23 protein-coding genes are annotated in these 26,499 nt (G+C 55.0%); 18 read left to right on the top strand and 5 right to left on the bottom strand.

Going from position 1 to position 26,499, the window contains the following annotated elements:
- Window positions 1-84: 84 nt before the first annotated feature.
- Genes FP815_14275 through FP815_14260 form a run of 4 tightly spaced genes read right to left on the bottom strand, consistent with a single transcriptional unit; the run spans window position 85 to window position 4,323 of the window.
- Entirely contained in the window at window positions 85-939 is an 855-nt protein-coding gene (locus FP815_14275) for an MBL fold metallo-hydrolase (protein ID MBA3016093.1), read from the bottom strand.
- Between the two features lie 43 nt (window positions 940-982).
- Entirely contained in the window at window positions 983-1,744 is a 762-nt protein-coding gene (locus FP815_14270) for a succinate dehydrogenase/fumarate reductase iron-sulfur subunit (GenBank protein ID MBA3016092.1), read from the bottom strand.
- Window positions 1,741-3,657, bottom strand: a complete 1,917-nt coding sequence (locus FP815_14265) for a fumarate reductase/succinate dehydrogenase flavoprotein subunit (GenBank protein MBA3016091.1) — start codon at window positions 3,655-3,657, stop codon at window positions 1,741-1,743. Before FP815_14265 ends, FP815_14270 begins: the two co-directional genes overlap by 4 nt.
- Window positions 3,658-3,675: 18 nt before the next feature.
- Complete coding sequence (locus FP815_14260; GenBank protein ID MBA3016090.1) at window positions 3,676-4,323, bottom strand: succinate dehydrogenase cytochrome b subunit; 648 nt, start codon at window positions 4,321-4,323, stop codon at window positions 3,676-3,678.
- A 383-nt stretch (window positions 4,324-4,706) separates the two neighbouring features.
- On the opposite strand from FP815_14260, the gene FP815_14255 reads away from it, so the two are divergent.
- The 9 genes from FP815_14255 (at window position 4,707) to FP815_14215 (ending at window position 16,275) form a co-directional block, all read left to right on the top strand.
- Complete coding sequence (locus FP815_14255; protein ID MBA3016089.1) at window positions 4,707-6,602, top strand: propionyl-CoA synthetase; 1,896 nt, start codon at window positions 4,707-4,709, stop codon at window positions 6,600-6,602.
- Entirely contained in the window at window positions 6,599-7,771 is a 1,173-nt protein-coding gene (gene sucC, locus FP815_14250) for an ADP-forming succinate--CoA ligase subunit beta (GenBank protein ID MBA3016088.1), read from the top strand. The genes FP815_14255 and sucC overlap by 4 nt, the downstream gene beginning before the upstream one ends.
- Window positions 7,768-8,655, top strand: a complete 888-nt coding sequence (sucD, locus tag FP815_14245; GenBank protein MBA3016087.1) for a succinate--CoA ligase subunit alpha — start codon at window positions 7,768-7,770, stop codon at window positions 8,653-8,655. The genes sucC and sucD overlap by 4 nt, the downstream gene beginning before the upstream one ends.
- 114 nt (window positions 8,656-8,769) lie before the next feature.
- Complete coding sequence (locus tag FP815_14240) at window positions 8,770-9,216, top strand: cobalamin B12-binding domain-containing protein (protein MBA3016086.1); 447 nt, start codon at window positions 8,770-8,772, stop codon at window positions 9,214-9,216.
- Window positions 9,207-10,139 carry a methylmalonyl Co-A mutase-associated GTPase MeaB gene (gene meaB / locus FP815_14235; protein ID MBA3016085.1) on the top strand — a complete coding sequence of 311 codons (933 nt, stop codon included), beginning with the start codon at window positions 9,207-9,209 and terminating at the stop codon, window positions 10,137-10,139. Before FP815_14240 ends, meaB begins: the two co-directional genes overlap by 10 nt.
- Before the next feature lie 225 nt (window positions 10,140-10,364).
- Complete coding sequence (locus FP815_14230) at window positions 10,365-12,014, top strand: methylmalonyl-CoA mutase (protein MBA3016084.1); 1,650 nt, start codon at window positions 10,365-10,367, stop codon at window positions 12,012-12,014.
- Window positions 12,015-12,020: 6 nt separating this feature from the next.
- Complete coding sequence (mce, locus tag FP815_14225) at window positions 12,021-12,422, top strand: methylmalonyl-CoA epimerase (protein ID MBA3016083.1); 402 nt, start codon at window positions 12,021-12,023, stop codon at window positions 12,420-12,422.
- A 152-nt stretch (window positions 12,423-12,574) separates the two neighbouring features.
- On the top strand, window positions 12,575-14,119 hold the full coding sequence (locus FP815_14220) for an acyl-CoA carboxylase subunit beta (GenBank protein MBA3016082.1): 1,545 nt from the start codon (window positions 12,575-12,577) through the stop codon (window positions 14,117-14,119).
- Window positions 14,120-14,244: 125 nt separating this feature from the next.
- Window positions 14,245-16,275 carry an acetyl-CoA carboxylase biotin carboxylase subunit gene (locus FP815_14215; GenBank protein MBA3016081.1) on the top strand — a complete coding sequence of 677 codons (2,031 nt, stop codon included), beginning with the start codon at window positions 14,245-14,247 and terminating at the stop codon, window positions 16,273-16,275.
- 228 nt (window positions 16,276-16,503) lie between these two features.
- Here FP815_14215 and FP815_14210 read toward each other — a convergent pair whose 3' ends face one another.
- On the bottom strand, window positions 16,504-16,965 hold the full coding sequence (locus tag FP815_14210; GenBank protein ID MBA3016080.1) for a hypothetical protein: 462 nt from the start codon (window positions 16,963-16,965) through the stop codon (window positions 16,504-16,506).
- Window positions 16,966-17,559: 594 nt separating this feature from the next.
- On the opposite strand from FP815_14210, the gene FP815_14205 reads away from it, so the two are divergent.
- From FP815_14205 to FP815_14165, 9 genes are read left to right on the top strand one after another with little or no spacing between them, the layout of a single operon-like run.
- Window positions 17,560-19,665 carry a TonB-dependent receptor gene (locus tag FP815_14205; GenBank protein MBA3016079.1) on the top strand — a complete coding sequence of 702 codons (2,106 nt, stop codon included), beginning with the start codon at window positions 17,560-17,562 and terminating at the stop codon, window positions 19,663-19,665.
- A gap of 30 nt (window positions 19,666-19,695) precedes the next feature.
- Window positions 19,696-20,799: a DUF4198 domain-containing protein gene (locus FP815_14200; GenBank protein MBA3016078.1), complete on the top strand. Its 1,104-nt coding sequence runs from the start codon at window positions 19,696-19,698 to the stop codon at window positions 20,797-20,799.
- Complete coding sequence (locus FP815_14195; GenBank protein ID MBA3016077.1) at window positions 20,789-21,778, top strand: 4Fe-4S binding protein; 990 nt, start codon at window positions 20,789-20,791, stop codon at window positions 21,776-21,778. Before FP815_14200 ends, FP815_14195 begins: the two co-directional genes overlap by 11 nt.
- Window positions 21,768-23,042 (top strand): 2-hydroxyacyl-CoA dehydratase, encoded by a 1,275-nt coding sequence (locus FP815_14190; protein MBA3016076.1) that lies wholly within the window; start codon window positions 21,768-21,770, stop codon window positions 23,040-23,042. Before FP815_14195 ends, FP815_14190 begins: the two co-directional genes overlap by 11 nt.
- A complete protein-coding gene (locus FP815_14185) occupies window positions 23,039-23,848 on the top strand; it encodes a CoA activase (protein MBA3016075.1) in 810 nt (269 codons plus the stop codon). The genes FP815_14190 and FP815_14185 overlap by 4 nt, the downstream gene beginning before the upstream one ends.
- Window positions 23,829-24,458 carry a sulfite exporter TauE/SafE family protein gene (locus FP815_14180; GenBank protein ID MBA3016074.1) on the top strand — a complete coding sequence of 210 codons (630 nt, stop codon included), beginning with the start codon at window positions 23,829-23,831 and terminating at the stop codon, window positions 24,456-24,458. Before FP815_14185 ends, FP815_14180 begins: the two co-directional genes overlap by 20 nt.
- Before the next feature lies 1 nt (window position 24,459).
- Window positions 24,460-24,882, top strand: coding sequence for a TonB-system energizer ExbB (gene exbB, locus FP815_14175; GenBank protein MBA3016073.1), 423 nt, complete (start codon window positions 24,460-24,462; stop codon window positions 24,880-24,882).
- Window positions 24,875-25,255 carry a biopolymer transporter ExbD gene (locus FP815_14170; GenBank protein MBA3016072.1) on the top strand — a complete coding sequence of 127 codons (381 nt, stop codon included), beginning with the start codon at window positions 24,875-24,877 and terminating at the stop codon, window positions 25,253-25,255. Before exbB ends, FP815_14170 begins: the two co-directional genes overlap by 8 nt.
- Window positions 25,252-26,046: an energy transducer TonB gene (locus FP815_14165; protein MBA3016071.1), complete on the top strand. Its 795-nt coding sequence runs from the start codon at window positions 25,252-25,254 to the stop codon at window positions 26,044-26,046. Before FP815_14170 ends, FP815_14165 begins: the two co-directional genes overlap by 4 nt.
- Window positions 26,047-26,499: the final 453 nt, after the last annotated feature.

Raw genomic sequence — 26,499 nt, 5'->3', positions numbered from 1 at the left:
AGCCGAAGGGAACATGGCATTGAAAATGAGTTCTTGTTCCTTTCCTTCGGAAGAGTTAGCTGAAAATAGTTAAGAGCCACGATCTTACGTATCGGCAGCAGGGGGCCATTGTTTGGTAATCGTGCCCTCTGGGGAGAAGCAGCAGGCAGAAAGAAAGGGGTTGTGGTAAAATAAAACCCAGGCTTCAGCATTCACTGCCCATTTGGTGAGTTCCCGCTTGCGATCGATCACCTCAAGTGGGTAGTTGTCGTAGGCCATCACCCATAAGGGGTTGAGGTGGGCATGGGTTGGCATCAGGTCGCCCATATGGATTGCGCGTTGGCCTTCGGAGTCGATTTTTATGGCCTGGTGCCCCCTGGTATGACCACCGGTGCGGCAGAGGGTAATGCCGGGGGCAACGATGACCTCGTCATCCACTAAAATGAGATTGTCACTCTCGGCCAGCAGGTCGAAGTTGTGTGGCCAGTAACTGCTGGCGGCTCGAGTGTTCGGCCGGCGGATATCGTCCCACTCGCTACGCTGCAGGTAGTGGCGAGCATTGGCAAAGGTCAGTTCTGGTTTTTCTTCCTGGTTGTGCATCACAATGCCGCTGGCATGATCCCAGTCACCGTGGGTCAGGATCACGGTATCGATGTCTTGTCTGTCGATGCCCAAGGATGATAATTCGGCGGGGAGATCCCATTCTTGCTGGATTCGAAAGATCTTGCGTTGCTTGTCAGTGAGCTTGTTGCCGATGCCGCTTTCTATCAGAATCGTAACCCCTGGTCCCTTGATCAGTAGGGGGGTGGCAACCAGTCGGATATAGTTTTCCTGGTCAACCGGGTACCGCTTTGACCAGATGATCTTGGGAACCGGCCCGAACATGGTCCCGCCATCCAGCTCAAAGGCCCCGCCGTTTAACCAGAAAATTTCGTATGTTCCGACTTGTAAACTCTTCATTTTTCCTCTCCTCAATTGATCATGAGTAAATCGTAATTTTTTCTCACCCCTTGTCTGTCAAAGTAATGGCCCGTAAAAACTCGCGATTCATCCGGGCGATGTTGCTGATGGCAACCCCTTTGGGGCAGACGTCTTCACAGCGGCGTTCATTCGAGCAGTTACCAAACCCCAGTTGGTCCATCTTGCGCACCATGGCGATGACCCGGCGGTTACGTTCGGGATCGCCTTGGGGAAGCAGGGCCAAATGGGAGATTTTGGCCCCGACAAAGAGCATGGCTGCGGCGTTAGGGCAGGCCGCCACACACGCCCCGCAGCCAATGCACTCCGCTGCATCCAGGGCCTGCTCTGCCCGGCTTGTTGAGACTGGCGTGGCATTGGCGTCCGGGGCGCTGCCGGTGTTGACCGAGACATAGCCGCCCTCGGCAATGATGTTGTCAAAGGCGCTGCGGTTGACGATCAGGTCCTTGATTACCGGAAACGATCTGGCCCGGAAAGGCTCAATTACCAGTGTTGATCCGTCGGTAAAATGGCGCAGGTGGAGTTGGCAGAGGGTTGTTCGTTTCTCGGGTCCGTGGGGCTCTCCGTTGACCACAGACCCGCACATGCCGCAGATCCCTTCACGGCAATCATGGTCAAAGGCCACTGGGGCCTGGTTGGTGGTAATGAGACGTTCGTTGATCACGTCGAGCATCTCAAGAAAGGACATGTCGGTAGAGAGTTGTCCGGTCTCCAAGGTCTGGAAGGCGCCGGGCGCATCGGCCCCTGCTTGCCGCCAGATCTTGAGAGTTAGGGAGATTGATTTCATGTGTAGCTCCTTTGACTGGGTGTGGTGAAGTCAAAGCTCAGCGGCTCCTTGTGGAGCTTAGGGCGTCCGTCGTCGGCATCCAACTCCCATACCGCCACGTGGCAGAAGGCCTCGTCATTGCGCTTGGCTTCATGTTCCTCGGTCTGGCTCTCCTCACGGAGATGGCAGCCGCAGGACTCTTCACGGGCCAAGGCGTCGCGGACCATGATTTCGGCAAATTCCAGAAAGTCTGCTACCCGGCCAGCTCGTTCCAAGGTCTGGTTGAGTTCGGCGCCGGTTCCCGGAACCTTGAGGTTCTGCCAGAATTCGTCGCGAATCATTGGAATCCGCGCAAGCGCCTCGGTCAGTCCGTGGGCGTTGCGGGCGATACCGCAGCCGTTCCACATCAGAAGTCCAAGTTCGCGATGGAAGTCATCAGGTGTTCGTTGGCCGCCGATAGTCAGCAGGGTGTTGGTTCTGGCCGTGGCCAAGGTCTTGGCTTCGTCAAAGGTTGATCGCCCATCGCTGGTCAAGGGAGGAGGGGGGGTAGCGCCCAGATAACCTCCAATGGTGGTTGGCAGGATGAAGTACCCGTCAGCCAGGCCCTGCATCAGGGCGCTGGCTCCGAGTCGATTGGCGCCGTGGTCGGAGAAGTTGGCCTCGCCAGCCACGAACAGGCCGGGGATAGTGCTCATCAGGTGATAGTCCACCCACAGCCCGCCCATGGTGTAGTGGACCGCCGGATAGATCATCATCGGCTCTGTTGCCGGGTCATGGTTGGTGATTTTTTCGTACATATGAAAGAGGTTGCCATATTTGCGACGGATGGCTGCTTCCCCGTCACGGGTGATGGCTTGGGCAAAATCAAGGTAGACGGCAAGGCCTGTCGGTCCCACGCCCTTGCCTTGATCGCACTGTTCCTTGGCATTGCGGGAGGCGACGTCACGCGGCACTAGGTTCCCGAAGCTGGGATATTTTTTTTCGAGGTAGTAGTCCCGTTCCTGCTCTGGGATCTGATGTGGTGGGCGTTGGTCGTCAGCACGGGCCGGGGTCCACACCCGACCGTCGTTGCGCAGGCTCTCGCTCATCAAGGTGAGTTTGGACTGATAGTCTCCATGAACTGGAATGCAGGTCGGGTGGATCTGGACAAAACTCGGGTTGGCAAAGCCTGCCCCGCGTTTGCAGGCCCGCCAGGATGCGCTGACGTTGGATGACATGGCGTTGGTTGAGAGATAGTAGACATTGCCGTAGCCGCCGGTGGCGAGGATGACGGCATGGGCGGTGTGACTCTCGATAGCCCCGTTGACTAGATCTCTGGTGACGATGCCCCTGGCCCGACCGTCGACCACCACTAAGTCCAGCATCTCCTTGCGAGCAAAGATTTGCACCCGACCGGCCTTTACTTGTCGCATCATGGCGCTGTAAGCCCCGAGCAGCAGTTGTTGACCGGTCTGGCCTCTGGCGTAAAAGGTGCGGGATACCTGCGCCCCGCCGAAGCTGCGGTTGGCGAGGTGTCCCCCATAGTCTCGGGCAAAGGGGACACCCTGGGCTGTACACTGGTCGATGATGGTGTTGCTGATCTGGGCCAGCCGATAGACATTGGCCTCCCGAGCCCGGAAATCTCCGCCCTTGATGGTGTCATGGAAAAGGCGTCTGATGCTGTCGCCATCATTTTGATAGTTCTTGGCGGCGTTGATGCCGCCTTGGGCCGCGATGCTGTGAGCGCGGCGGGGAGAATCCTGGAGGCAGAAGGCCTTGACGTTGTAGCCTAACTCAGCCAGCGAGGCGGCGGCCGAGGCCCCGGCCAAGCCGGTGCCGACCACGATTATTTCAAATTTTCTTTTGTTGGCCGGGTTGACCAGTTGGGTCTCGAAACGGCAGCGGTCCCATTTTTCCGGAAGCGGTCCCAAAGGGATGCGGGCATCAAGCTGCATAGCGGTGGTCCTTGTTGGTTAGAGCAGGAATGAGTCGGAAAAGAGGCAGAGAATGACAATCAGCATGAAGACTGTGCTGATGAGGATGCCGCTCCCCAGGCCGGAAAGAACAAAAAAGTTGTTGTATCGAGGATGGTTGATTCCGAAAGATTGTAACAGGCTCCAGAAGCCGTGGCTCAGGTGGAGCCCCAAGGCAGTGAGTGCGAGGAGATAAAATAGGCCGATTGCCGGTTGGGAAAGGGCTCTTCTGACCAGTTCTGCGATGGGTGTCGTGTGTTTTGTGAAGTGGAATTGAAAGAGGTGTGCCAGGATGAAGATCAGGATAACAACCCCGGAGTAGGGCATGGTGGTTGACGGTAATCTGGTAGTTGTTGTTGCGCTGACCGCGTAACGACAGGGCCTGGCTTTGCGGTTTTCAATGAACAGGAGCACGGCGGTTAAGACGTGGATGCAAAAGATCAGAGCGAGGATGGTCTCTGGAACCTTAAGGAATGGACCTAAGGTGTGGAGGTGGGAGGCATAGGCGTTATAGGCGTCACGACCGAAGAATGCAGTGGCATTGCCGATCAGATGGACGACGAGGAAGAGGCCGAGCAGGAAACCGGTGCCGGCAGAGAGGTACTTTTTGCCAAGCGAGGTTTGGATGAGTGACAGGGGCAATGACATGGTTTGCTGTTTTGGTTGTTGATGTGACGATGTAGGATGCTATTGTGCCGCCATCGTTGCCCTAACGGGGTGAACTATTCCCCAACATGACGGGCTGGCAACTAACTCCATGACATCATAAAGCCTTGACTATACGCAAAGCTCCTTTGGAAATAAACAGAAATGAGTGCTGCTGAGGAATAAATTTTTATTCTGTTTCGCAGTCTTGACATCTTTCTCGGGGTAGAGTAATTCGGAGAGGATATAGGTATAAACCCGTAGTGATACCATGTGGGATCTGGCTGGTCGAGAGGCGGTGTCGGTGAGATGGTATTTAAGCCAAAGATGCGTGGTTTTGGCACGGATACGGATGATTTTAATGGATCGCTGGCGGAGGGCAAGGGATGGGCAGGTATCAAGAGATCATTACTAAAAGTATTGAGGATCCGGAGGCATTTTGGGCCAAAGCAGCAGAGGGCATTGACTGGCACAAGTCCTGGGATAAGGTCTTAGACGATGCCCGGCCCCCGTTTTATCGCTGGTTTGCCGGAGGAGAACTCAATACCTGCTACAATGCCGTGGATCGGCACGTGGCCAGGGGCCGCGCCGATCAGGTCGCTTTGATTTATGATAGCCCGGTAACCAGAACCATCGAAAAATACACCTATCGGGAGTTGCGGGATCTGGTGGCCACCTTTGCCGGTGCGCTCCGTGATTTTGGCATCGTGAAGGGTGACACCGTGATCATTTATATGCCGATGATCCCTCAAGCGGCCATCGCCATGCTCGCCTGTGCCAGGATCGGCGCCGTTCATTCGGTGGTCTTTGGCGGTTTTGCTCCCCATGAACTTGCCCTTCGTATCGATCACTCCAAACCTAAGGTCATCGTCTCTGCCTCGGGGGCGATTGAAGGTAAGAAGCTGCTTGAGTATAAACCGCTCCTGGACAAGGCGATCACTCTTGCCGATCATAAGCCGGAGAAGGTGGTGATCTATCAGCGGCCCCAAGTGAAGGCCCCGTTGCTGGAGGGCCGTGATTTCGGTTGGGACGATATTTGCGCTAAGGCGACACCTGCTGACTGTGTGCCGGTTCTGGCCACCGATCCACTGTATATCCTCTACACCTCGGGCACCACTGGCCAGCCTAAGGGGGTGGTCCGTGATAATGGCGGACATGCGGTGGCCCTCCACTGGAGCATGGAGAATATCTATGACGTGAGGGCCGGCGATGTCTTCTGGGCTGCCTCTGATGTTGGTTGGGTAGTGGGGCATTCCTATATCATCTATGCTCCTCTATTCCGTGGCTGTACCACTGTCCTTTATGAGGGAAAGCCCATCGGCACCCCGGACCCTGGCGCCTTCTGGCGGGTCATCTCGCAACACGGAGTTCGTGTGCTGTTTACGGCGCCGACGGCTATCCGGGCGATCAAGAAGGAGGACCCGGACGGGGAGTACACTAAGGAGTACGATCTGTCTGATCTTAAGTACCTCTTCCTGGCAGGGGAACGGCTCGACCCTGATACCTATCACTGGGCGAGAAAGATCCTCAAAAGGCCGGTGGTGGACCATTGGTGGCAGACGGAAACGGGCTGGCCAATCGCCGCTAACTGTATGGGCATCGAGCAGTTGCCGATCAAGCCGGGCTCACCGACCGTGGCCGTGCCGGGATACGACGTCCGTATCCTCAATGATCAGGGCAAGGAGATGGGTCCTCACGACGAAGGGTATGTGGTCATTAAATTGCCCTTGCCTCCCGGTACCCTGCCCACCTTGTATCAGGCCGATGAGAAGTTTATCAGCGCCTATATGGGTCGGTTCCCAGGGTATTATGAAACCAGTGACAGCGGGTATAAGGACGAAGATGGCTATCTCTATGTTATGGGTAGGGTGGACGATGTTATCAATATCGCCGGCCATAGGCTTTCCACTGGCGCTATGGAGGAGGTTATCGCCACTCATCCTGCCGTGGCCGAGTGCGCGGTCTTTGGCGCCGACGACACCCTCAAGGGTCAGCTGCCGGTGGGTCTGGTGGTTTTAAAAGATGGAGTCAACCCCGATTGTGAGGAGTTGAAGAAATCCCTGGCCAAGATGATGCGGGAACAGATTGGACCCATTGCCTGCTACAAGGAGACCGCGGTGGTCAACCGGTTGCCCAAGACCCGTTCCGGCAAAATTCTCCGGGGTACCATGAGGGCCATTGTCAATGGTAAGGAGTATCGGATGCCCTCGACCATCGACGATCCGGTTATTCTTGACGAGATCACCGAGACTCTGCACGGTATGGGGTATCCTAAAAAGTGAAGATCCATGAATATCAAACCAAGGAACTTCTTCGCCAATTTGGGGTCTTTGCCCCTGGCGGCGAGGTTGCCGAAACCGTCGACGCCGTTCGGGCGATTGTTGCCCGTCGTGCCTCATTCCCTTTGGTGGTCAAGGCTCAAGTCCATGCCGGGGGGCGCGGCAAGGGCGGTGGTGTTCAGGTGGCTCGCGACTTTGATGAGGCGGTCGATGCGGCGAAAGCCATCCTGGGCATGAGCCTTGTTACCCCGCAGACCGGGCCTGAGGGCAAGACAGTGCATAAGGTGCTGATTGAGGATGGGATTGACATCAGCCGTGAACTCTATCTGAGCCTGGTGGTCGATCGGGCTGCGGCGGCCTTTACGTTCCTGGCTTGTGCCTCTGGCGGGATGGATATTGAAGAGGTGGCTGCGCGCTCGCCCGAGCTGATGGTTTCGGTGACCATCGATCCGCTCATCGGACTCTCAAGTCATCATCTGCGGCAGTTGGCCTTTGGCCTCGGGCTTGATCCTTCCCTTCATCGGGGATTTAATGCCCTCTGTCAAGGGCTTTATCGGTTTTTTACCACCTACGAGTGTCTGATGTTGGAGATCAACCCTCTAGCAGTGACCAAGGGTGGTTGTTTTGCCGCTCTTGATGCCAAGGTGGAGTTTGACGATAACGCTCTTTTTCGGCACTCTGAACTCCTGGAGCTGCGCGATCCGGATGAAGAGCCGGAGCTTGAGCGGGAGGCTCGTTCCGCAGGCCTTAATTATATCGGCATGGCTGGTGATATCGGCAATATGGTTAATGGTGCGGGACTTGCCATGGCCACCATGGACATGATCAAGCAGGCTGGCGCCGAGCCTGCCAATTTTCTCGATGTTGGCGGCGGTGCCAGCGCCGAGATGGTGGAGCAGGGTTTTCGGCTTATCCTCAGGGAGCCCAAGGTCAAGGCTATTCTGGTCAACATCTTTGGTGGCATTTTGCGTTGTGACGTCCTGGCCCGAGGGGTGGTGGAGGCGGCTCGGCGCACTGCCATTGCCGTGCCGGTTATCGTTCGGATGGAGGGTACTAATGTTGATGAGGGCCGCAGGATACTGATCGAGTCGGGGCTCAACCTGGTGACCGTCAGTGGCCTCGAACAAGCGGCTGCCGCTATCGCTGGTATTGCCGTAGGAGGCCGGTCATGAGTATCTTTGTCAATGCGGAGACCAGAGTTTTGGTTCAGGGCATTACCGGTAGGGAAGGGCAGTTTCATGCTCGGCAGTGCCTGGCATACGGCACCAAGGTGGTGGCCGGTGTCACCCCGGGTAAGGGTGGTCAGGAGATGGACGGGGTGCCGGTATTCAACACCGTTCGTGCCGCCGTTCAGGCTACAGGAGCCAATTGCAGTTTGATTTTTGTGCCGCCCCCCTTTGCCGCTGATGCCATCATGGAGGCGGCTGCCGCCGGTCTGCCGCTGATCATTGCCATCACCGAGGGCATCCCGATTCATGATATGTTGCGGGTTAAAGCCTATCTGGCTCACAGGCCCTCGCGCCTTATCGGTCCCAATTGTCCCGGGATCATTACTCCTGGTGAATGTAAGGCCGGGATCATGCCCGGTTCCATCCACCTCCCCGGTGGGCCGATTGGCGTCATTTCCCGTTCCGGGACGTTGACCTATGAGGTGGTTCATCAGTTGACTCAGCAGGACATTGGCCAGACTACCTGCCTTGGGATTGGCGGTGATCCGGTAAATGGTACTAGCTTTATCGATTGCCTGGGCGCCTTCGAGGCTGATCCGGCCACCAAGGGGGTGGTGATGGTCGGAGAGATCGGCGGCAGCGCCGAGGAGGAGGCTGCCCTGTTTATTCAACAGCAGATGACCAAGCCGGTGGTCGCCTTTATTGCCGGCCGCACCGCCCCGCCGGGCCGCCGGATGGGCCATGCCGGCGCTATTGTCAGCGGTAATTCAGGCTCTGCCCTGGTCAAGATCAATACTCTTCGCAGCCACGGCATCCATGTGGCGGAGGATCTCACCCGCTTTGGCCTCTTCTGCGCCGCGGCCTTTGCGGAGTGTTTGAGTGGCTGAAGAAAAGAGAGCAGGGCGGGCAATTTGTTTTTTGTTGCGCATGCAGATTGAATTGAATCCACATTACGGTGCGGATGATAACTTCATGCTGAAGTAATCTTGGAAGGAGAACGTATGAGTCACATATCGGATCAGGTACGCTATCGCGTCTTGATTGCCAAGGTCGGTCTTGACGGACATGATCGGGGTGCTAAGTTCATTGCCAGGGCATTGAGGGATCACGGATTTGAGGTGATCTATACCGGCATTCGTCGGACACCGGAGGAGATTGCCGTGGCGGCGGTGCAAGAGGATGTGGCGGCAATCGGCCTTTCGTCCTTGTCGGGAGCCCATTTGCGTCTTTTTCCGGCGGTGATTGACGCCTTGCGCACCATTGGCGCCGCTGATATTCCGGTTCTGGCCGGCGGAGTCATCCCGGAAGAGGACTTTGTGGTGCTTCAAGAGGCTGGCATTGCCGGGATCTTTACCTCTGGCAGTCCGCTCGAGACTATCATTTCCGCTTTTCGTGAGGCTTGTGCCAGGCACTGTCAGAGGTGCGAAGGTGAGGATCTGTGCTCGTAACGCCGGATACGCTCCTTGACGGGATCGCTCAGGGAGACCAGAGAAGCATTGCCCGGGCGATTTCCTTGATTGAAAACCACGCTCCTCAAGCCGATGCCATCTTGGCAGGTCTTGATTCTGCTGCCCTTGATCAGGTACTGGTGCTGGGCATCACCGGGCCTCCGGGCGCGGGCAAGTCAACGCTCACCAACCGGTTGATCAGTCATTTTTTAGGTCGGGGGGAGCGCATAGGGGTCATTGCTGTTGATCCGACCTCGTCCATCTCGGGTGGCGCTCTTCTTGGCGACCGGATCCGGATGATGGAGCACGCCGTCAACCCCAAGGTTATTGTGCGCTCCATGGCCACTCGCGGCAGGCTTGGCGGTTTGTGCAGCGCCACCGGCGGAGTGGCCAGGGTGATGGCTGCTGCCGGTTGTCGCTTGGTGATTATCGAGACTGTCGGAGTTGGGCAGGCTGAGATGGATATCGTCAGCTTGGCAGACCTTACCCTCTTGGTTCTGGCCCCAGGTCTGGGTGACGATATCCAGGCGATGAAGGCCGGACTCTTGGAAGTGGCAGATATCCTGGTGGTCAATAAGATGGATCTTCCTGGGGCTGAAGCATTGGCTCTTGATCTTGAGATGGCGGCACGGACGCGCGGTGTGGGCCGCCGGAGTAGTGTCGTTATCGCTATCTCGGCTACCGAAAATCAGGGGATAGCAGAACTTGGTGAGGCCATTGGTCATAAGGCTCAAGGCCTCTGCCAGAGTGGAGAACAGGAAAAAAGGCGGCGCTCTGCCATGCAGACAGAGGTTGTTGATTGGGCTCTTGAACTCCTGCGTCCCCGTTTGGCCAAAGCAGTGCAAGCCGGAGAGGATTTGTCCTTCGGGGACCCCAGGCAACGAGCCCGAGAGTTATTGCTGCGTATGGGTTTTATTGATTAATTGTAGCTACCTAGGTTGGCGGTGTTCAGTTGCCGGTTTACGGTTAACAAATCTTGGGTAGCCATAATTCATCGTATTATATTTGATATTAGTGTGTCATCACAGCGCTTGATAGGATCACTCGTCGTCAACTGTCAACCGTAAACCGACAACCTAAGCAGTTACGATTAATTATTATAATTCGGTGCGCATGATGATATGCGCATCTTTCAACCTGGTGGCGCCATGAGCAACGACCCCAATATTCGTGATTGGGAGGAGAAGGAATTGGCCGCAAGTCTTGGTCGTTTTCCTGAAAGACAAATCCCGTTTACCCACCACGGCGGTGAGGAGGTGGTGCGGCTCGGCCTGCCCGATCACCCTGACCAGCGTTATCTGGATGAGTGCGGTTTTCCTGGCCGTTACCCCTTTACCAGGGGGGTGCAGGCCACCATGTATCGGGGCCGGTTGTGGACTATGCGCCAGTACGCCGGTTCTTCCACTGCCGCCGAATCAAATCGGCGGTTTCGCTACCTCCTTGATCAGGGCACCACCGGGCTCTCCATCGCCTTCGATCTGCCGACCCAGATCGGCTACGACTCTGATCACTCTATGGCAATTGGTGAGGTCGGCAAGGTTGGGGTGGCAATTGACTCTCTGGCCGATATGGAGGTTCTGTTCGACCAGATTCCCCTGGACCGAGTCTCTACCTCAATGACCATCAATGCCCCAGCCGCGATACTGCTCGCCATGTATGTGGCGGTAGCCCGCAGGCAGGGTGTTGATCCTGCAAAGATCGCAGGCACCATTCAAAATGATATCTTGAAAGAGTATGTGGCCCGCGGGACCTATATCTTCCCGCCTCGGCCCAGCCTGCGGTTGATTACCGATATCTTTCGCTGGTGCCAAACTGAGGCGCCGAATTTCAACACCATCTCCATTTCGGGTTATCATATTCGCGAGGCCGGTTCCACCGCCGTTCAGGAGGTGGCTTTCACCTTGGCTGACGGCATTACCTATGTTCAGGCTGCCCTTGACGCCGGACTTGAACTGGACGCTTTTGCCGGGCGGCTCTCTTTCTTTTTCAACGCCTCGTCCGATTTTTTCGAGGAGGTGGCTAAGTTCAGGGCGGCCCGCAGGCTGTGGGCCAAGATCATGAAGGAGCGGTTCGGGGCTCAAAAGCCATCCAGCATGATGCTGCGCTTCCACACTCAGACCGCAGGCAATACCCTGACTGCCCAGCAGATTGACAACAACGTGGTGCGGGTCACCATTCAGGCCCTGGCCTCAGTTATGGGGGGCACCCAGTCGCTGCACACCAACAGCCGGGACGAGGCCTTGTCCCTGCCGACTGAGGACTCCGTGCGGATTGCCCTGCGGACGCAACAGGTCATTGCCCATGAATCCGGGGTTACCAGTACTATCGACCCCTTGGCCGGTTCCTATTTTATTGAGGGGCTTACTGATCGGATTGAGGATCAGGCCCGGGAGTTGATCGGGACGATTGATCAGCTGGGGGGCGTGGTGGCTGCCATTGAGGCCGGTTTTATTCAGCGTCAGATTGAAAACAGCGCCTATGAGTATCAGCAGGCTATTGAACGTGGTGAACGGATCGTGGTTGGAGTCAATAAATTTCAGGTTGATGAGGGGCCGAGGCCGCCGGTGGCCCGTGTCGATCCTGCCCTGGAAGAGGCCCAGGTTACGTGGCTGGAGAGGCTTAAACAAGAGCGGGATCAGGCACGGGTGACAGAGGCTTTGGAGCATTTAGGCCGTGCGGCCCGGGGCAGCGACAACCTGATGCCTCCGATCCTTGAGGCTGTCACGGCGTATGCCACTTTAGGTGAGATCTGTCAGGTGTTGCGAGAAATATTTGGAGAGTATCGTGACAGAGGGTAACAGATAATGGTAAAGAAAATTGATCATATCGGTATGGCGGTTCGTTCGTTGACTGAGGCTCGCCGTTTTTATGAGGAGGTTTTGGGGCTCACCTGCGATAAGGTGGAGGAGGTTCTGAGCCAGAAGGTTCGCATCGCTTTTTTTACTGTGGGCGAGGTCCACATCGAACTTCTGGAGCCGACATCAAGCGATAGCCCCATTGCCAAATTTATCGAGACCCGCGGTGAGGGCATTCATCACATTGCCTATGAGGTTGATGATCTTCGAAAAGAGCTTGTCCATGTCAGTGAAGAGGGTTGTCGATTGATTCATGAGACGCCGATAGCCGGTGCAGGTGGCAAGGAGATCGCCTTCCTCCACCCCAAGAGTACCTTTGGGGTCCTTACTGAGTTGGCGGCGAAGGGGTGACCGGCAGAAGGAAGGATTTACGATGTTGTGGACACCAAAAATTTGACTGGCTCGTAACAAGCTAACCAGGACAGCTACGTTATAATGTGTAGCAACGCAGTAGGTCGGGCTGTTGCGACACGATCAATTTTTTATTCTAAGGAGAAACGACCATGCATCACGGTCATGATAATTTACGTAAACTCGAGGTCATGCGGCAGGAGGCTTTGCTTGGTGGCGGCAGCGAACGGATCAAGGCCCAGCACGGCAAGGGTAAATTGACGGCTCGGGAGCGGATTGAGCTGTTGCTTGACGAGGGTTCGTTTGATGAGTTTGATCAGTTGATGACTGGACGTTCGCTCACCGGTGGCTGTGAAATTCCTGGTGACGGCGTCATTACCGGTCATGGGACCATCGATGGCCGTGAGGTATTTGTCTATAGTCAGGACTTTACCATCATGGGTGGCGCGTTGGGCGAGGCTCATTCCCAGAAGATCTGCAAGGTCATGGACCATGCCGTCCGGGTGGGCGCTCCGATTATCGGGCTTAACGACTCTGGCGGCGCGCGGATTCAGGAAGGGGTCGAGTCCTTGGCCGCCTATGGCGAGATCTTCAGTCGTAACGTATTGGCCAGTGGGGTAGTGCCGCAGATCTCCTGTATCATGGGGCCTTGCGCCGGAGGCGCTGTCTATAGTCCGGCCATGACCGATTTTACCTTCATGGTCGACCACACCTCCTATATGTTTGTTACCGGACCTAATGTGGTCAAGACCGTGACCCATCAGGATATCTCCGCTGACGACTTAGGCGGCGCTCAGGTTCACAGTGAGAAGAGCGGAGTCAATCATATCGTGCTGCCCAATGATGTTCTTTGTCTGCGGGAGGTGCGGCGGTTGATCAATTACCTGCCGTCCAACAACCGCCAGCAGGAGCCTATCATCGATCTACGTGATCCGGTAGACAGGATTGACCCTGCCCTTGACTTTCTGGTGCCGGCCAATCCGAACCAGACGTACGACATGAAGATCCTGATCACCAGTATCCTCGATGGGGCTGAATTCATGGAGATTCAGGCCCATTTTGCCAAGAATATCATTGTCGGTTTTGGCCGCTTGGGCGGACAGACTATCGGGCTTATCGCCAATCAACCGGCGGTGTTGGCCGGCGTGCTCGATATTCATGCCTCGGTCAAGGCGGCCCGCTTCGTTCGTTTCTGTGATGCCTTTAATATTCCCTTGGTATGTCTGGTCGATGTGCCCGGTTTCTTGCCGGGGCCGGAGCAGGAACACGGTGGTATTATTCGTCATGGCGCCAAGCTCCTCTATGCCTTTGTTGAGGCCACCGTGCCTCGGCTTACGGTGATTATTCGCAAGGCTTACGGTGGAGCGTATGTGGTGATGAACTCCAAGCATATCCGTTGCGATATCAACTTTGCGTGGCCGACGGCGGAAATCGCAGTCCTTGGTCCTAAAGGAGCGGCCCAGATCATTTATCGCAAGGAGATCGGTGAGGCAGAGGACCCTGACGCCATGCTGGCCCAAAAGACCGATGAGTATCGGGAGTTTTACGCCAACCCTTTCATGGCGGCCAAGCGTGGTTTTATTGACGACGTAATTCCACCCCGTGAGACCAGGCATCGCCTGATCCGCAGTCTACAGTTTCTGGAGGGTAAGCAGACCACCGGACCGTTCCGTAAGCACGGCAATATCCCGCTTTGATGGAGACTCTCCCCCTTCGGCTCCGCTCAGCAACGGTTACCAAGAGATCGTTGCTGAGCGGAGCCGAAGGGGGAGAGGTTTCTTGAGGCGAACCGAGCACACCTTCACACTATGAGATGTTGACCATGTTTACGAAAATTTTGATAGCCAACCGTGGCGAAATAGCCATCCGGATCATCAAGACCTGCAAGCGTCTCGGTATTGCCACCGTTGCCGTCTATTCCGATGTTGATGCCCGTTCGCTCCATGTCCGTGAGGCTGATGAGGCCGTCCATATCGGGCCGGCCCCGGCCACTTCATCCTATCTGGTTATTGATAAGATCGTGGGCGCAGCCCTTGAGCATGGGTGTCAGGCCATTCATCCCGGCTATGGCTTCCTGTCTGAAAATGCCGGGTTTGCCGAAGCTGTGACCAAGGCGGGGATCGCCTTCATTGGTCCCAAGGCGAGCGTAATTGCTGCCATGGGCGACAAGATCGAAGCCAAACGCCTGGCGATTAAAGCCGGTATCCCTGTGGTCCCCGGTCACAATGAGGCGGTGTCGGACTTGGAAGAGATTGAGACCATTGTCGCTGCTATCGGTTATCCCATTATCTTTAAGCCGGCAGCGGGCGGCGGCGGTCGGGGGATGCGGGTGGTTACTGCTTCTTCGGAACTGGCCACTTCTCTGGGCCTAGCCAAGAGCGAGACTAAAAAGGCATTTGGCGATGATCGTATTTTTCTTGAACGTTATATTACCTCGCCACGCCATATCGAGATTCAGATCATTGCCGACCAGCACGGTAACGTGGTCTCCCTCGGCGAGCGTGAGTGTTCGATTCAACGTCGTCACCAGAAGGTGATCGAAGAGGCGCCATCGCCAGCCATCAGCCCTGAGCTGCGGCAAGAGATGGGAGATCTGGCCTGCGCTCTGGCCCGTGAGGCGGGTTACGCCAACGCCGGGACTGTCGAGTTTATCCTCGATCAAAGCGGGGAGTTCTTTTTCATGGAGATGAACACCCGGCTGCAGGTGGAGCACCCGGTGACCGAGATGGTGACTGGCCTCGACTTGGTGGAGCTGCAACTTAGGGTGGCAAATAACGAACTGCTACCTATTCGCCAGGAGGAGGTGGTGATCTCGGGCTCGGCTATCGAGGCCCGAATCTGTGCTGAAGACCCGATCCGGAATTTTCTTCCCGCCACAGGGATGGTTACCCGTTATTCAGTCTTGCGGGGGCGGGACCTGAGGCTTGATAGCGGCATTGAGGCCGGCAGCCAGGCCACGGTCTACTATGATTCCCTTCTGTCCAAGGTTGTCTGCCACGGTCCCAGTCGCGAGGAGGCTCGGCGTTCTCTGGTTCAGGCGCTGAACCGTTATCATCTTGAGGGGGTGACAACCAACATCGATTTTGTTAACTCCATTCTTAATCATCCCGCTTTCATCGAGGGCAAGTTTTCGACCAGCTTCATTGACGAGCATTTCGAGGGCGGCATGGCCAAAATAGATCCGCCCATGCACCATCTCGAAGCTATGGCCATTGCCTCTACCTTAGTCTATCACAATCGCAAGAATTTGATGCGCGAGTCGTTGCGGTCTGTCGCCGCCAAGGTAGGCTCGGCTCGCCGTCAGGCCAACTGGCAGCGCTATGTGGTGAAAGGGGAGGCTAACACCTTTAAGGTCGCGTTGTGTGGACAGTTGGGGAAACCGGAGTGGCAGTTCACGGTCAATGACACCCCGTATCAGGTTGTGGTGCCGGACTTTGAGTTCTACCGCCGTAGGCTCAGGGTCGAGATTAACGGTCAGGTCGAGTATTTTCGTCTGCAGTACCGGGAGAATTTTATCTGGGCCGCCTTCTGCGGGTTATCGAGGATCTTTGAGGTCTACAGCCCTCGGGAGTGGGAATTGGCCCAGTACATGCCCACCGAAAAGAAGACCATCGGCAAGAAGAGTCTGCTCTCGCCGTTGCCCGGCATGGTGGTAGGAATCCTGGCCAAGCAGGGGGAGCGAGTCTATCGGGGGCAGGATCTTCTGGTGATCGAGTCGATGAAGATGGAGAGTGGGGTGCCCAGCCCCAGGGATGCCATTATAGAGGAAGTTTGCTGCCGGATCGGCACTGCCGTCAACACTGGAGATCTGTTGATCTCTTTTGGTGAGGTTGGACCTGAGACAGAGAGATGAGAGGGTGCGGCTAAGGAGTTGTTCGCGTGAACTCTGCAAAAGTTCACCGCATTCACTCCCAGGCGTCTGGTTGGGCAATTTTTTTTATTGCATCTGAAATGGAGGTTCCATTGTAGGCCATCCTCTTGATGGCGTCACCAATAGAATGGGGCAGGACAATTATACATTGTCCTGCCCCATTCTTATTTCTTATGTATGTTCGTTAGGTGTCGATAAACGGTCTCTTACTCAGACATTGGCGGATTGAGTGGCCAATAAGGTTTCAACCTGTTGTTTGGAAAGGTAATTCCGCTTAATCGCAACTTGATCGAAGGTACTATCCTGCTCACCTTCCAGGCAAAAGCGGATCTGGTTGATTTCCTCAGCAGTCAGCCAGTTTCTCCTCTGGGCCATTTGCGCAATGTTGTTAAAGTTCATGCTTGAGGTAGTGGCAAAGCTCTCATTCGTATCTTTAACAGTGTCTTGGACGAGCGCATGATCATAAAATTCACGTTTCAAATTGACAATCCACGCCGGGATAGAGATGGCGAAGAAAATAACACCGGCAATCATCGCCTTCTGCCAGACAAATCCTTCCATGGCCACACCAAAAGGATAGGCCAGCATAGCGAAATAGAACATTGACATCACGATACATATGGCCGTTTTTTTCTCTGCAGACATTGTTTGGGTGGTTTCGTTCTTGTTCATGGCACACCTCCTGGTTTATGTGTTGTCTATTCGTAAATGCGTCTCTTAATCTCTCTCTGTTCCGTTGACTTCAGGTAATAGCAAGGATGGTGCCATGAATCACAAAACAGGAAATGATCAATGCTGGCAGGGGGTTTGGTGGCGAAACTAAGCTTTAGACGCTGGCAAGCCAAGCGTCATCATCTTGTTGGTTGTTGCAATTCTGCAATTAAGAGGATTGCATGAGTGCAATCTTGCAATGTGCGACTACGCTGTTCAAGGTTCGATAATCTTTCAATCGTAAAAGCAGGGGAGGGTGTCCAGGGTCTTCATTATAGGGGCTTGGACCGGTTGACACTCTTCGAGCGGCTGTTTTTTAATTTGATATCGGCGCTCGTAAAAGATCATTTCTCCAGCAGCGAATATCTTTAAATGGGGGTATCAGCTTCACTTTTCTCCTCTGATCGTAAAGCGCTTGCGACAATATGCCACGTTTTCAAGAAGGATAGTCCGTGGTAACAACCATCTTACTATGTGGTAAAGGATAATGTCCATCTTACGAAAATGTCGTGGGCAGCTTTAATTGTGGAGCAGAGTTAAACTGAGGAGAGAAATGTGAAGATTGTCGGAATTATTGGGGCTGCAGCACTGTTCGCAGCTCCTGCCTCCGCTGCTGAGGTGACGCAGCAGCTGGATGCAATCAGTGTGACAGCTACTCGGCTTGAGAGAGAGAGTGCCGAGGTGCCGGCTTCTATTACTGTGGTCGGGCAGGATGAGATCAAGGATTCAAAGATGTTCAACTTGAAAGATGCCCTCACGGGTACTCCTGGGGTCTTGATCGACACCAAAAACCAGGGGTATGACTCGCGATTGATGATTCGTGGCGCCGGCCTTAAGGCCAGTTACGGTATCCGTGAGATCATGGTGCTCTTGGACGGGGTGCCGATTACCGACCCGGACAGCTTTACCCGCCTTGATTTCATTGATACCCAACTGATCGACCGAATCGAGGTCGTCAAGGGCCCCAACTCCACTCTCTGGGGCGCCAACGCAGCAGGGGGGGTGATCAATATCATCTCTAAAGATCCGCTCAAGGAACAGGGAGGGATTGCCAAGGTTGGCTTTGGGACCGAGGATACTGAAAATTTTCATCTCTCTTATAACGGCGCTGTGGGGGACAAGTGGTTCTATTCGGCAAGTGGCAGTCGGCGGGAGTCGGAGAACTCGTGGCGACGGCGGAATGAGTTTGATACTACCCAGTTTTCTTTAAGTCCAACCATGGTCCTTGAGGACGGCGCCTCATGGTCAACACGGATCAGCTATTCCGACGCGAACTTACAATTGCCGAGCGCGCTCAACCAACAGCAGTATGAGAGCTATCTTCAAACTGGCGAGGCAATGGAAGACGACGGGCCGTGGCAGTACTCAGGGCGTTATTCCGACTCGGTTTTTGTGAGCAGTAAAGTGAACAAGGAGTTTGGCGATTTCGAGATCGTCCCGATCCTTTTCTTCAACCATTGGACCCATAACCACCCAGTGACAGGCCGTATCAATGATTCGGATACCAACAGCATCGGCACTGACCTTCAGCTCAACTACAAACATACGATGTTCAGTCGTGAGGGGGTGGCAACCGGTGGGGTAACTGTCCGTTTTGACGATTCCGATACCGACTACTTCCAGTACGCAGATTATACTACAATTTTTCCTACCACCCGGATCGCTGCGGTGCTTTCTGACAGGAAGGGTGTTCTGTCCGAGAAGAATACTAGACAGACCTTGCTCTGGGGCGCCTATATTCAGGAATCGTTGCGGCCGGCCGAGAAATGGCTGGTTGACGTTGGTGTGCGCTATGACAAGGTGGACTTCGACACCGAAGGGACCATCTGGAGTGAGTATGATTATGCTAAGGGGAGCTACACAGCCTACAACGCCCTGGGCACGAACCTCTCCGTCGAAAAGACCTACGAGGCAATCTCGCCCCGGATCGGCGTCTCCTGGGAAGTGGCGCCCGACACCAATCTTTTCACCAATGCCTCTACCGGCATTCAGACTCCGACCGATAGTGAACTCACCGACAATCCCGACCTATCGTTGGTCAAGGTGCAGAGCTATGAACTGGGCCTGAAGGCCAAGCGCGGCATCTTAGCGATTGATACCTCGGTCTACTTTTCGCCGGTGACGGACGAGGTGGTAAAGGTGGTGGGGGAAAATAACAATACGAGCTATGTCAACGCCGGAAAGACCGAGAAGAAAGGATTCGAGGCTGCCGCCACATTCACACTTCCACGTGGCTTTGATCTTGGAGCCAACTACTCCTACACCGATTATACCTTTGATGAGTTTTCTGAACCTGTCCGGATCGGGGCTAAGGTTATTGATGTCGACCGTACCGGGAACACCTTGCCGTACATCCCCACCAATCAGTACTCTCTTTCCCTTGGTTATCATCATGCCTGTGGCTTCAAGGCCAAAGTTCAGTCTCAGAGCTGGGGCGAGTATTACATGGATAATGCCAATACCGAAAAATACGCGGGCTACGATTTCGTAACCGGTCTGATGCTTGGATTTGAAACAGGGGGATGGGATTTTACGGTCAATGTCGACAATGTCTTTGATGATCTCTATTCGGTGGAAACAACTAAGGACACCGCAGGCAAAGTGTTGTATCGACCTGCAGCCCCACGCTCTCTCATGGCTCGCGTGGTCTACCGGTTCTAACCGGTGGCAGGGGTGGTGGATGACTTAATCATGCAATTTCGATTGGTTACGAGATTATTCCTTGTGGCGGTCACAGCGAGTGCTCTTTGTTGCTCCGGGAGTGCCGTTGCGGCAGTTCAGCCTCTGTGGTTGGGCCTTGCTCCGAATGGCGGCAAGGCGGCAGGCTCCCCGATAGCGAAAGGGGGAAAGAAAGAAGAGCAGAAGCCGTCTCGGGAGACAGAAGTCAAGGGTGAGTCCGCCGGTAAGGCCAAGAGTGCTTCCGGTGGACACTGGCACGGCGCTGGTGGAAAACCGGAGCGGTTTGAGTCAGGACATCGGCCCTTGCCGGTGCGCACCTACTATCTCAAATCGCCGTTGGGAAGTGGTGCGACGGTAAACGCTCTGGTTCAGAAGGCAGACGGATCGGTGATGCCGGTCGAGCCCGCCCAAGAGGCGGGAAATGTGAAGATTAGTTTTCCTGCCTCGATGGGGGAAGGGCCGATGCACGGACCGAACAACGTTTATGTCGTGGAGAGCCAGGTGAAAGGAGATATCTTGGTCCTGCGCACTGCCAAATGGTGTACCTTGCACCATAACTGTGGGTGGGGGCATGATCATAAATTTGATTCTGAGCGTATTGCCCCCCGCAGTTGCCTTGTGGTGCCCTTCGAGATAGTGGTCCGGGACCTTTGGGATGGTAATTTTCATTCGCGACTCATGTCGGGCGATATGCTTGCACTTGACGTCCTCTATCAAGGCAAGCCCGCTCCTTTCGCAACGGTCAGGGTGACCTCGGAGAAGGGGTGGAGCCGTGAGGTGACCACTGATGCTGATGGTCATGCTGCGGTACAGCTGATTCGCGACTATTACCCTGCTTCTTGGTCTCTCTTTGAGCGTAATCAGCTCGGCGAGGTGCGGATCGAGGCCCGTTACGCGGTTGACCAGGTCGGGTCCTTCAATGGGCTGGATTATCGCCGCGTCGAGATGGTTTCTACCTTTCCCTGGCGCTATAATCCTGCCCGTCGTGAGTACACCTCGTTAGTCTACGGGTTGCTGATCGTAACCGTTGCCATGGCCGTGTCCGGTCTTGGGATCTATATCCACCGAGAACGCCGGCGGCGGCCGCGGCGAGAGATCGTCTTTGATGAAGAGTAGTATTTGTCAACGGCTGGATAACGGCAGCGTCTCATGGCTTCGGCGGTGGGTTCAGATCGTATTTTTCCTGCTTCTTGTGTTTGGGGGCATGGTGGCAATCAACCTCGGCAACCAGCTGCCTACCTTCGCCTGCGTCTTCGATCAAGAACGAGGGGGCTCGTGCTATCTCATGGGGTTTCAGCATCAAATGGCGTTGCCCTATGCTCAGCTCTTCTCAGGGCGTGGGATTGGCGTATTGGTAGGGCTTGCCACCTTTGTCGGGTTTTTCCTCATCTTGAATAAGGCGTGGTGCGGCTTTGCCTGTCCGCTTGGGACTCTGCAGGACTGGCTCACCATTCTAAGGAAAAAAATGGGTATCCGCTATGGTGCCTTTGCCCCGTCCGTCTTCACTCGTCTTAAGAAGATCAAGTATCTGCTGCTTGCCCTGCTTATCATGCTGCCCATGGCCATGGGTAACTCGATAGCCGGTCTACCGAAGCTCAACCACGATTTTGAAGTTCCCTTCTGTATGATCTGTCCAGGTCGGACAGTGTTGCCGCTTTTTACCGGCGACTTGTCGCAGTTGGTGATTGATTTCAGTTCGAAGACTAAACTGGTGTTGACTGCCCTCGGGATGGTGGTGACCGGACTCTTTTTTGTTGGTTCCTTTGTGAAACGCCGTTTCTTCTGCCTTTTCTGCCCGATGAGCGCCTTTCACTACATTTTCACCAAATTGGGACTTCTGCGGCTGGTTAAGGATGGAGGCAGATGCACCCGTTGCGGCAACTGTTTCCGGGCCTGCGATGTTGGTATCCATGCCATTGCCGATGATGTTGTAAGCCGCAATATTGTAAAGGATGACTGTATGATGTGTTTTAAGTGTGTTGAAGTCTGTCCTGAGGATCGCTGCCTGCAGGTGCGCTTCCTCGGGGCGCCGGTCTATACCTCCACTGCCACAGGTTTTTTTCGCAGACAGGATGGAGAGGGTCATGAGCACTGATCGAAAAGCGCGGGTCAGTCGCACAGCTGCCCTCCACCTTGCCATGGAGAGTGAGGAGATGTTGCGCAGGATCGAGGGGTTTCCTGACAATCCGGTGGCCATGGGATATTTTTATGATCTTTTCCGCTCCCGGGGAAAAGGTGAGAGCCGGCCGTCAGGAAAAGGAAAGGCGGTTGGTACCCTCTGCGTGCAGGTGCCCGAGGAGCTGATCCGTGCTTGTGGCGCCCGTCCGGTGCGTCTTTGTAGCGGCGCTCAGGCCCACGAGTCGGTGGGCGCTGAGATTATGCCGGCCAAATCCTGCCCCTTGGTCAAGGCCACCCTCGGGATGCTTGAGTCAGGAGGTCAGCTCGAAGACCTTTGCGGTATTGTGGTGCCAACCACCTGTGATCAAAAGCGGAAGATGGCCTCTCTGCTCGCCAGTCACGGGTATCCCGTCCATCTCCTTGAGATGCCGCCGGTGAAGGACTCGGAAGGGGCGCGTTTCTACTGGCAGGAGTCGGTAAAGGAATTGGCTCTTACCCTTGAGAAATGGACAGGCGTTCGGCTTAACCGTAAATCAGTCCAGGCCGCAATTCTCGAACGTTCTCAGGCCAGCCGGGTATTCCAGCAGCTGTATGCCTTGCAGTGCAGCCAGCCCGCACCCTTGGCTGGCAAGGATCTGCTGCTTGTTGCCAACAGTTATTTTTTTGATGATATCAATTGCTGGCGTCAGGCTGTGGCAACGCTTTGTATGGAACTTGAGGCCAGGGTTGCACGCGGTCAAGGGGCAGGCGCACGGCAGGCGCCTCGCATCCTCTTTACCGGCTCGCCGCCGATTTTTCCTAACCTCAAGGTGCCGGTGCTGGTGGAAGAGGCAGGGGCGGTGATTGTTGCCGATGAACTTTGCTCCTCGGCCCGGCTCCTGCACGATCAGGCGATTATTGGCGAGGGCACGCTTGCCGACATGATCCCGGCTCTTGCCGATCGTGCACTTAAACCCTGCACCTGTCCGTGTCTGGCTGATAACCGTGACCGGGAGCGTCGCCTCCTTACCCTTGCCGATGATTATCAGGTGGACGGCGTCATCTATCAGGCCTTTTCCGGGTGCCTCCCCTATGAACTTGAACAGCGGCAAATTGGAGCCGGGTTGGCCCAAAAGGGGGTACCTATGCTTTACGTGGAGACCGATTACAGCCCTGAGGATATGGGTCAGCTCTCTACTCGGGTTGAGGCATTTCTGGAGTCGATTCGGACACGTAAGTATCATAAGGGAGTGAAAAAGTGAAGAAATTTGCAGGGATCGACATTGGTTCAACCTCAATTAAGATCGCCATCACTGACGAAGAAGGCACACTTGTCGCCCACCGGATAACCCCGACCGGGAGTCTTTTTCACAAAAATACCGTTGCTGCCTTCGAGAGCCTCCTGCATGAGGCAGGGATCGGTCGTGAAGAGATCGGGGCCATTGTCTCTACTGGTTATGGACGTAAATTATTCAAGGAGGCCGATCTTTCGGTGAGTGAGATCACCGCAAACGGTGTCGGCGCCGCCAATCTCGGTCACTCGGCTGTGCGGACGATCATCAATATCGGCGGCCAAGATCTGAAGGTTATCCGTCTTGATAATGACGGTCATGTCAGTGATTTTGCGATGAACGACAAGTGTGCTGCCGGTACCGGCCGCTTTCTGGAGATGACAGCCCGTAACCTTGAGATCGAGGTGGATGAACTGGGCAGCTATCATGAAAATTCGCGGGGCGTGCCAGTGGTGATCAACTCCACCTGTACGGTCTTTGCTGAGAGCGAGATCATTAGTCTGTTGGCAGCTGGTCACGCCAAGGAGGATTTGGTGGCCGGGATCCATTATGCCATTGCCCGGCGGGTTGCGCGTCTGGCCCGGCGACTTGGGGTTGAGGATACGGTGCTTTTCGACGGTGGCCCGGCAGTGAACCGTGGACTCGTCATTGCCCTTGAGGATGAACTGATGCGGGAGGTGGTGGTGCCGGAGCTGCCGCAGCTCACCACGGCCTATGGCGCTGCACTGCTGGCAGGTGAATATGTAGACACCGAGGTTGAACGCTGTTGTGCCTGATTTCGTTGCTCTTTTTTTGCTTGGACTCGTCTCCGGGGCGACGGTATGCAGTCTGGGCTGTCTCCCCCAATTAGGGCCGTATCTCCTCGGCTCCGCGGATGGTTTTCGTGAGGGATTTTACTCAACACTAAGTTTTCTCGTGGGCAAGCTGTGGGTCTACGCCATGTGGGGCGGGCTTGCCGGTGGGGTTGGCGCTGCTCTCCTTGGTCAGGAGCTGCATGGTGAGCGGTGGGCGGGTCTCTTCTTGGTTGTAGCAGGGATCTTGCTACCGGTTTTTAATCGCCGGAAGTGCCCGCAAAAGCTTGGTGCCATCGGGAATCGGGGGACACTTTTTACCTTGGGCGCAGCCACCAGCCTTTTGCCCTGCCCATCCCTGCTTGGACTTCTCGCTGTCGCTGCCGGTTCAGGGTCAGTAGTTCTCGGGGCGACAAGTGGCGCATCTTTCGGGGTCGGTATTGTCTGTTCGCCGCTGCTTATTGCAGGAGGGGGCTTAGGGATGCTCGCCGGTCGCCTGCGGCTGGAGGTGGGGGGGATGCAGAGAATTTTTCAAGGGTTTGCCATGTTGATGCTGATCAGCATGGGAGTGCGATTGTTATTGGAGGTGTCATAGGATGGAATGGTTAAAGGTGTCGATCGATTACGGGGTGATCGGTCTGCTCGTGATTATGAGTGTGGTGGGGATGGGGCTTGCTGTTGAACGTTTCTTGGTTTACCGCCAAGTACGGGTTGAGAATTTTGCTAACCGGAAAAGTCTTGAACTGGCCCTAACCCATAAATTGCATCTTATTGCAACCATCGGCAGTAATGCCCCGTATATCGGTCTCTTGGGTACTGTTATGGGTATTATGCTCACTTTTTATACCATGGGCCGGGAAGGTATGACCGATGCCAATAAGATTATGGTGGGGTTGGCTTTGGCTCTCAAAGTCACGGCTGTTGGTCTGCTCGTCGCCATCCCGGCGGTGGTTTGCTATAATTTGTTGTTGCGTCGGGTGAAGGTGCTGCTCCTTGAATGGGATATTTATCATGGATGAGAGGGGCTTTGAAAGCATGAACGTTATCCCTCTGGTAGACGTGATGCTCGTGCTCTTAACTATCGTTCTCACCACCTCGACCTTTATCGCCGTGGGCGCGATTAAGGTCGAATTGCCGCAGGCCATGGCTGAGGCGAGTCAAGTGCAGAAGCCGTTAACGGTAACAATTGATCGGGCGGGGACGATTTTTCTGGCTGAAGAGCCGACTACGCTCGAAGCCCTCGGCATGGTATTGGCCGCAGCCGCCAAGGAGACACCGATCCTCATCCGGGCTGATCGTCAGATCGAGCTGCAGGGGTTTGTCGATGTCCTTGATCGGGTCAAGAACTTAGGTTTCACTACCGTGAGCCTACAGACGGAGGTATTGCCATGAGGGTGCAGACTTTTGGTTTTTCTACCTCACTCTTAGTGCATGGGCTCTTCGGATTGTTGCTGTTTTCTCTGGCTACGGGGGTGCCGGAGGCGCCAGCGCCAAAGGTCATTGATCTCTCCATCCTGGCCGGTCCAAAATCGGCCCCGTCTCCCGCTGTGGCAGCTCCTCCCGAACCAGTGGCACGTGTTGTTCCAACGCTGCCGGTGGCGCCGGAGGTGGTGAAACAGGAAGTTATCCCTCCCCGGAAACAAAAAAAGGTAGTGAAGAGGTTAGTTAGGCCCATCCCGGAAGCGGTGAAAATCCCCGCCCCGGTTCAGGTGGCAGCGGTAGAGGTGGAGGAGCCAAGTGCGCCAATAGTCAGCGAAACGCCGGAACCGCAGGCGTTGACCTCTACCCCCTCACCTCCTGCGCAGTCGACTATGGCGAGGAGTGAGGGAGTGGCGTCTGCTCAGGCTCAGGATTCGCCTGTCGCAGTCGCATCGGGTGGAACCGGCACGGCGCAAACCGCCGAGGAACGTTGGCGTCAGGAACATTTTGATTTCATCAAGGAGGCAATCCGCAAGAATATGACCTACCCGGTCATAGCTCGCAAGAACGGCTGGCAGGGCAGGGTGCTGGTATCTTTCGTGATCTGCCAGGATGGGCAGGTTAAAGATATCCGGATCGAGAAAAGCTCCGGTTTTGCGCTTCTAGATAAAAATTCCGTTTCCATTATCAAGCAGTCCGCCCCTTTCCCGAACCCGCCAGTTCAGGCTACCCTCATCGTGCCAATCGATTATACCCTAGGCTGAATGGTATAGTCGGTGGGAGCATTGCTGCTTGGCGCAGAATCTATGAGTTCATCCTGGCGAAATCTTCTTCGTCAGGGCGGGAAGATTTATTGAAAAAAGAATAATCACTTGTGTATTTTATTAGGTAGACAATTCTCATTTTACCTAATAGATTTCTGTCTATTTTTGTCAGCATGCTTGCGTATCTTGGAGTCACGATGAGCGGAAAGAGATTGATTCATCGGATCTTTTCGGCTAATAGTTGAGAATTCCTGTTCTCCTTAGCCGTTGAGTAGGGGCTAGGTGCGGCGTGCTAAGACTGGATTTCTGCTTTTCCTGAACATTGTCAGTGGTCTTCCTTCATGCCTTCCTGGTGGCGAAAATATGAATTTTTTTGGATTAGGAGGTGATTCTTGGCTTTGCCAAGATCTTCCTGGAAATGATCTCTTGTCTCCCCCTATTTTTACTCCCAGT

The sequence above is a fragment of the Desulfobulbaceae bacterium genome, from assembly GCA_013792005.1.
Taxonomy (GTDB): domain Bacteria; phylum Desulfobacterota; class Desulfobulbia; order Desulfobulbales; family VMSU01; genus VMSU01.
The sequence above is the reverse complement of the archived record's forward strand: the minus strand, read 5'-3'. Positions and strand labels throughout refer to the sequence as shown.

What these genes read in the sequence shown, in the direction of transcription:
- sucD (MBA3016087.1), top strand. Translation starts at nt 7,768, where the DNA reads ATGAGTATCTTTGTCAATGCGGAGACCAGAGTTTTGGTTCAGGGCATT.
- FP815_14240 (MBA3016086.1), top strand. Translation starts at nt 8,770, where the DNA reads ATGAGTCACATATCGGATCAGGTACGCTATCGCGTCTTGATTGCCAAG.
- FP815_14170 (MBA3016072.1), top strand. Translation starts at nt 24,875, where the DNA reads ATGGATGAGAGGGGCTTTGAAAGCATGAACGTTATCCCTCTGGTAGAC.
- FP815_14210 (MBA3016080.1), bottom strand. Translation starts at nt 16,965, where the DNA reads ATGAACAAGAACGAAACCACCCAAACAATGTCTGCAGAGAAAAAAACG.
- FP815_14230 (MBA3016084.1), top strand. Translation starts at nt 10,365, where the DNA reads ATGAGCAACGACCCCAATATTCGTGATTGGGAGGAGAAGGAATTGGCC.
- FP815_14190 (MBA3016076.1), top strand. Translation starts at nt 21,768, where the DNA reads ATGAGCACTGATCGAAAAGCGCGGGTCAGTCGCACAGCTGCCCTCCAC.
- mce (MBA3016083.1), top strand. Translation starts at nt 12,021, where the DNA reads ATGGTAAAGAAAATTGATCATATCGGTATGGCGGTTCGTTCGTTGACT.
- FP815_14220 (MBA3016082.1), top strand. Translation starts at nt 12,575, where the DNA reads ATGCATCACGGTCATGATAATTTACGTAAACTCGAGGTCATGCGGCAG.
- FP815_14275 (MBA3016093.1), bottom strand. Translation starts at nt 939, where the DNA reads ATGAAGAGTTTACAAGTCGGAACATACGAAATTTTCTGGTTAAACGGC.
- FP815_14215 (MBA3016081.1), top strand. Translation starts at nt 14,245, where the DNA reads ATGTTTACGAAAATTTTGATAGCCAACCGTGGCGAAATAGCCATCCGG.
- FP815_14270 (MBA3016092.1), bottom strand. Translation starts at nt 1,744, where the DNA reads ATGAAATCAATCTCCCTAACTCTCAAGATCTGGCGGCAAGCAGGGGCC.
- FP815_14165 (MBA3016071.1), top strand. Translation starts at nt 25,252, where the DNA reads ATGAGGGTGCAGACTTTTGGTTTTTCTACCTCACTCTTAGTGCATGGG.
- FP815_14200 (MBA3016078.1), top strand. Translation starts at nt 19,696, where the DNA reads ATGCAATTTCGATTGGTTACGAGATTATTCCTTGTGGCGGTCACAGCG.
- FP815_14265 (MBA3016091.1), bottom strand. Translation starts at nt 3,657, where the DNA reads ATGCAGCTTGATGCCCGCATCCCTTTGGGACCGCTTCCGGAAAAATGG.
- FP815_14195 (MBA3016077.1), top strand. Translation starts at nt 20,789, where the DNA reads ATGAAGAGTAGTATTTGTCAACGGCTGGATAACGGCAGCGTCTCATGG.
- FP815_14255 (MBA3016089.1), top strand. Translation starts at nt 4,707, where the DNA reads ATGGGCAGGTATCAAGAGATCATTACTAAAAGTATTGAGGATCCGGAG.
- exbB (MBA3016073.1), top strand. Translation starts at nt 24,460, where the DNA reads ATGGAATGGTTAAAGGTGTCGATCGATTACGGGGTGATCGGTCTGCTC.
- FP815_14260 (MBA3016090.1), bottom strand. Translation starts at nt 4,323, where the DNA reads ATGTCATTGCCCCTGTCACTCATCCAAACCTCGCTTGGCAAAAAGTAC.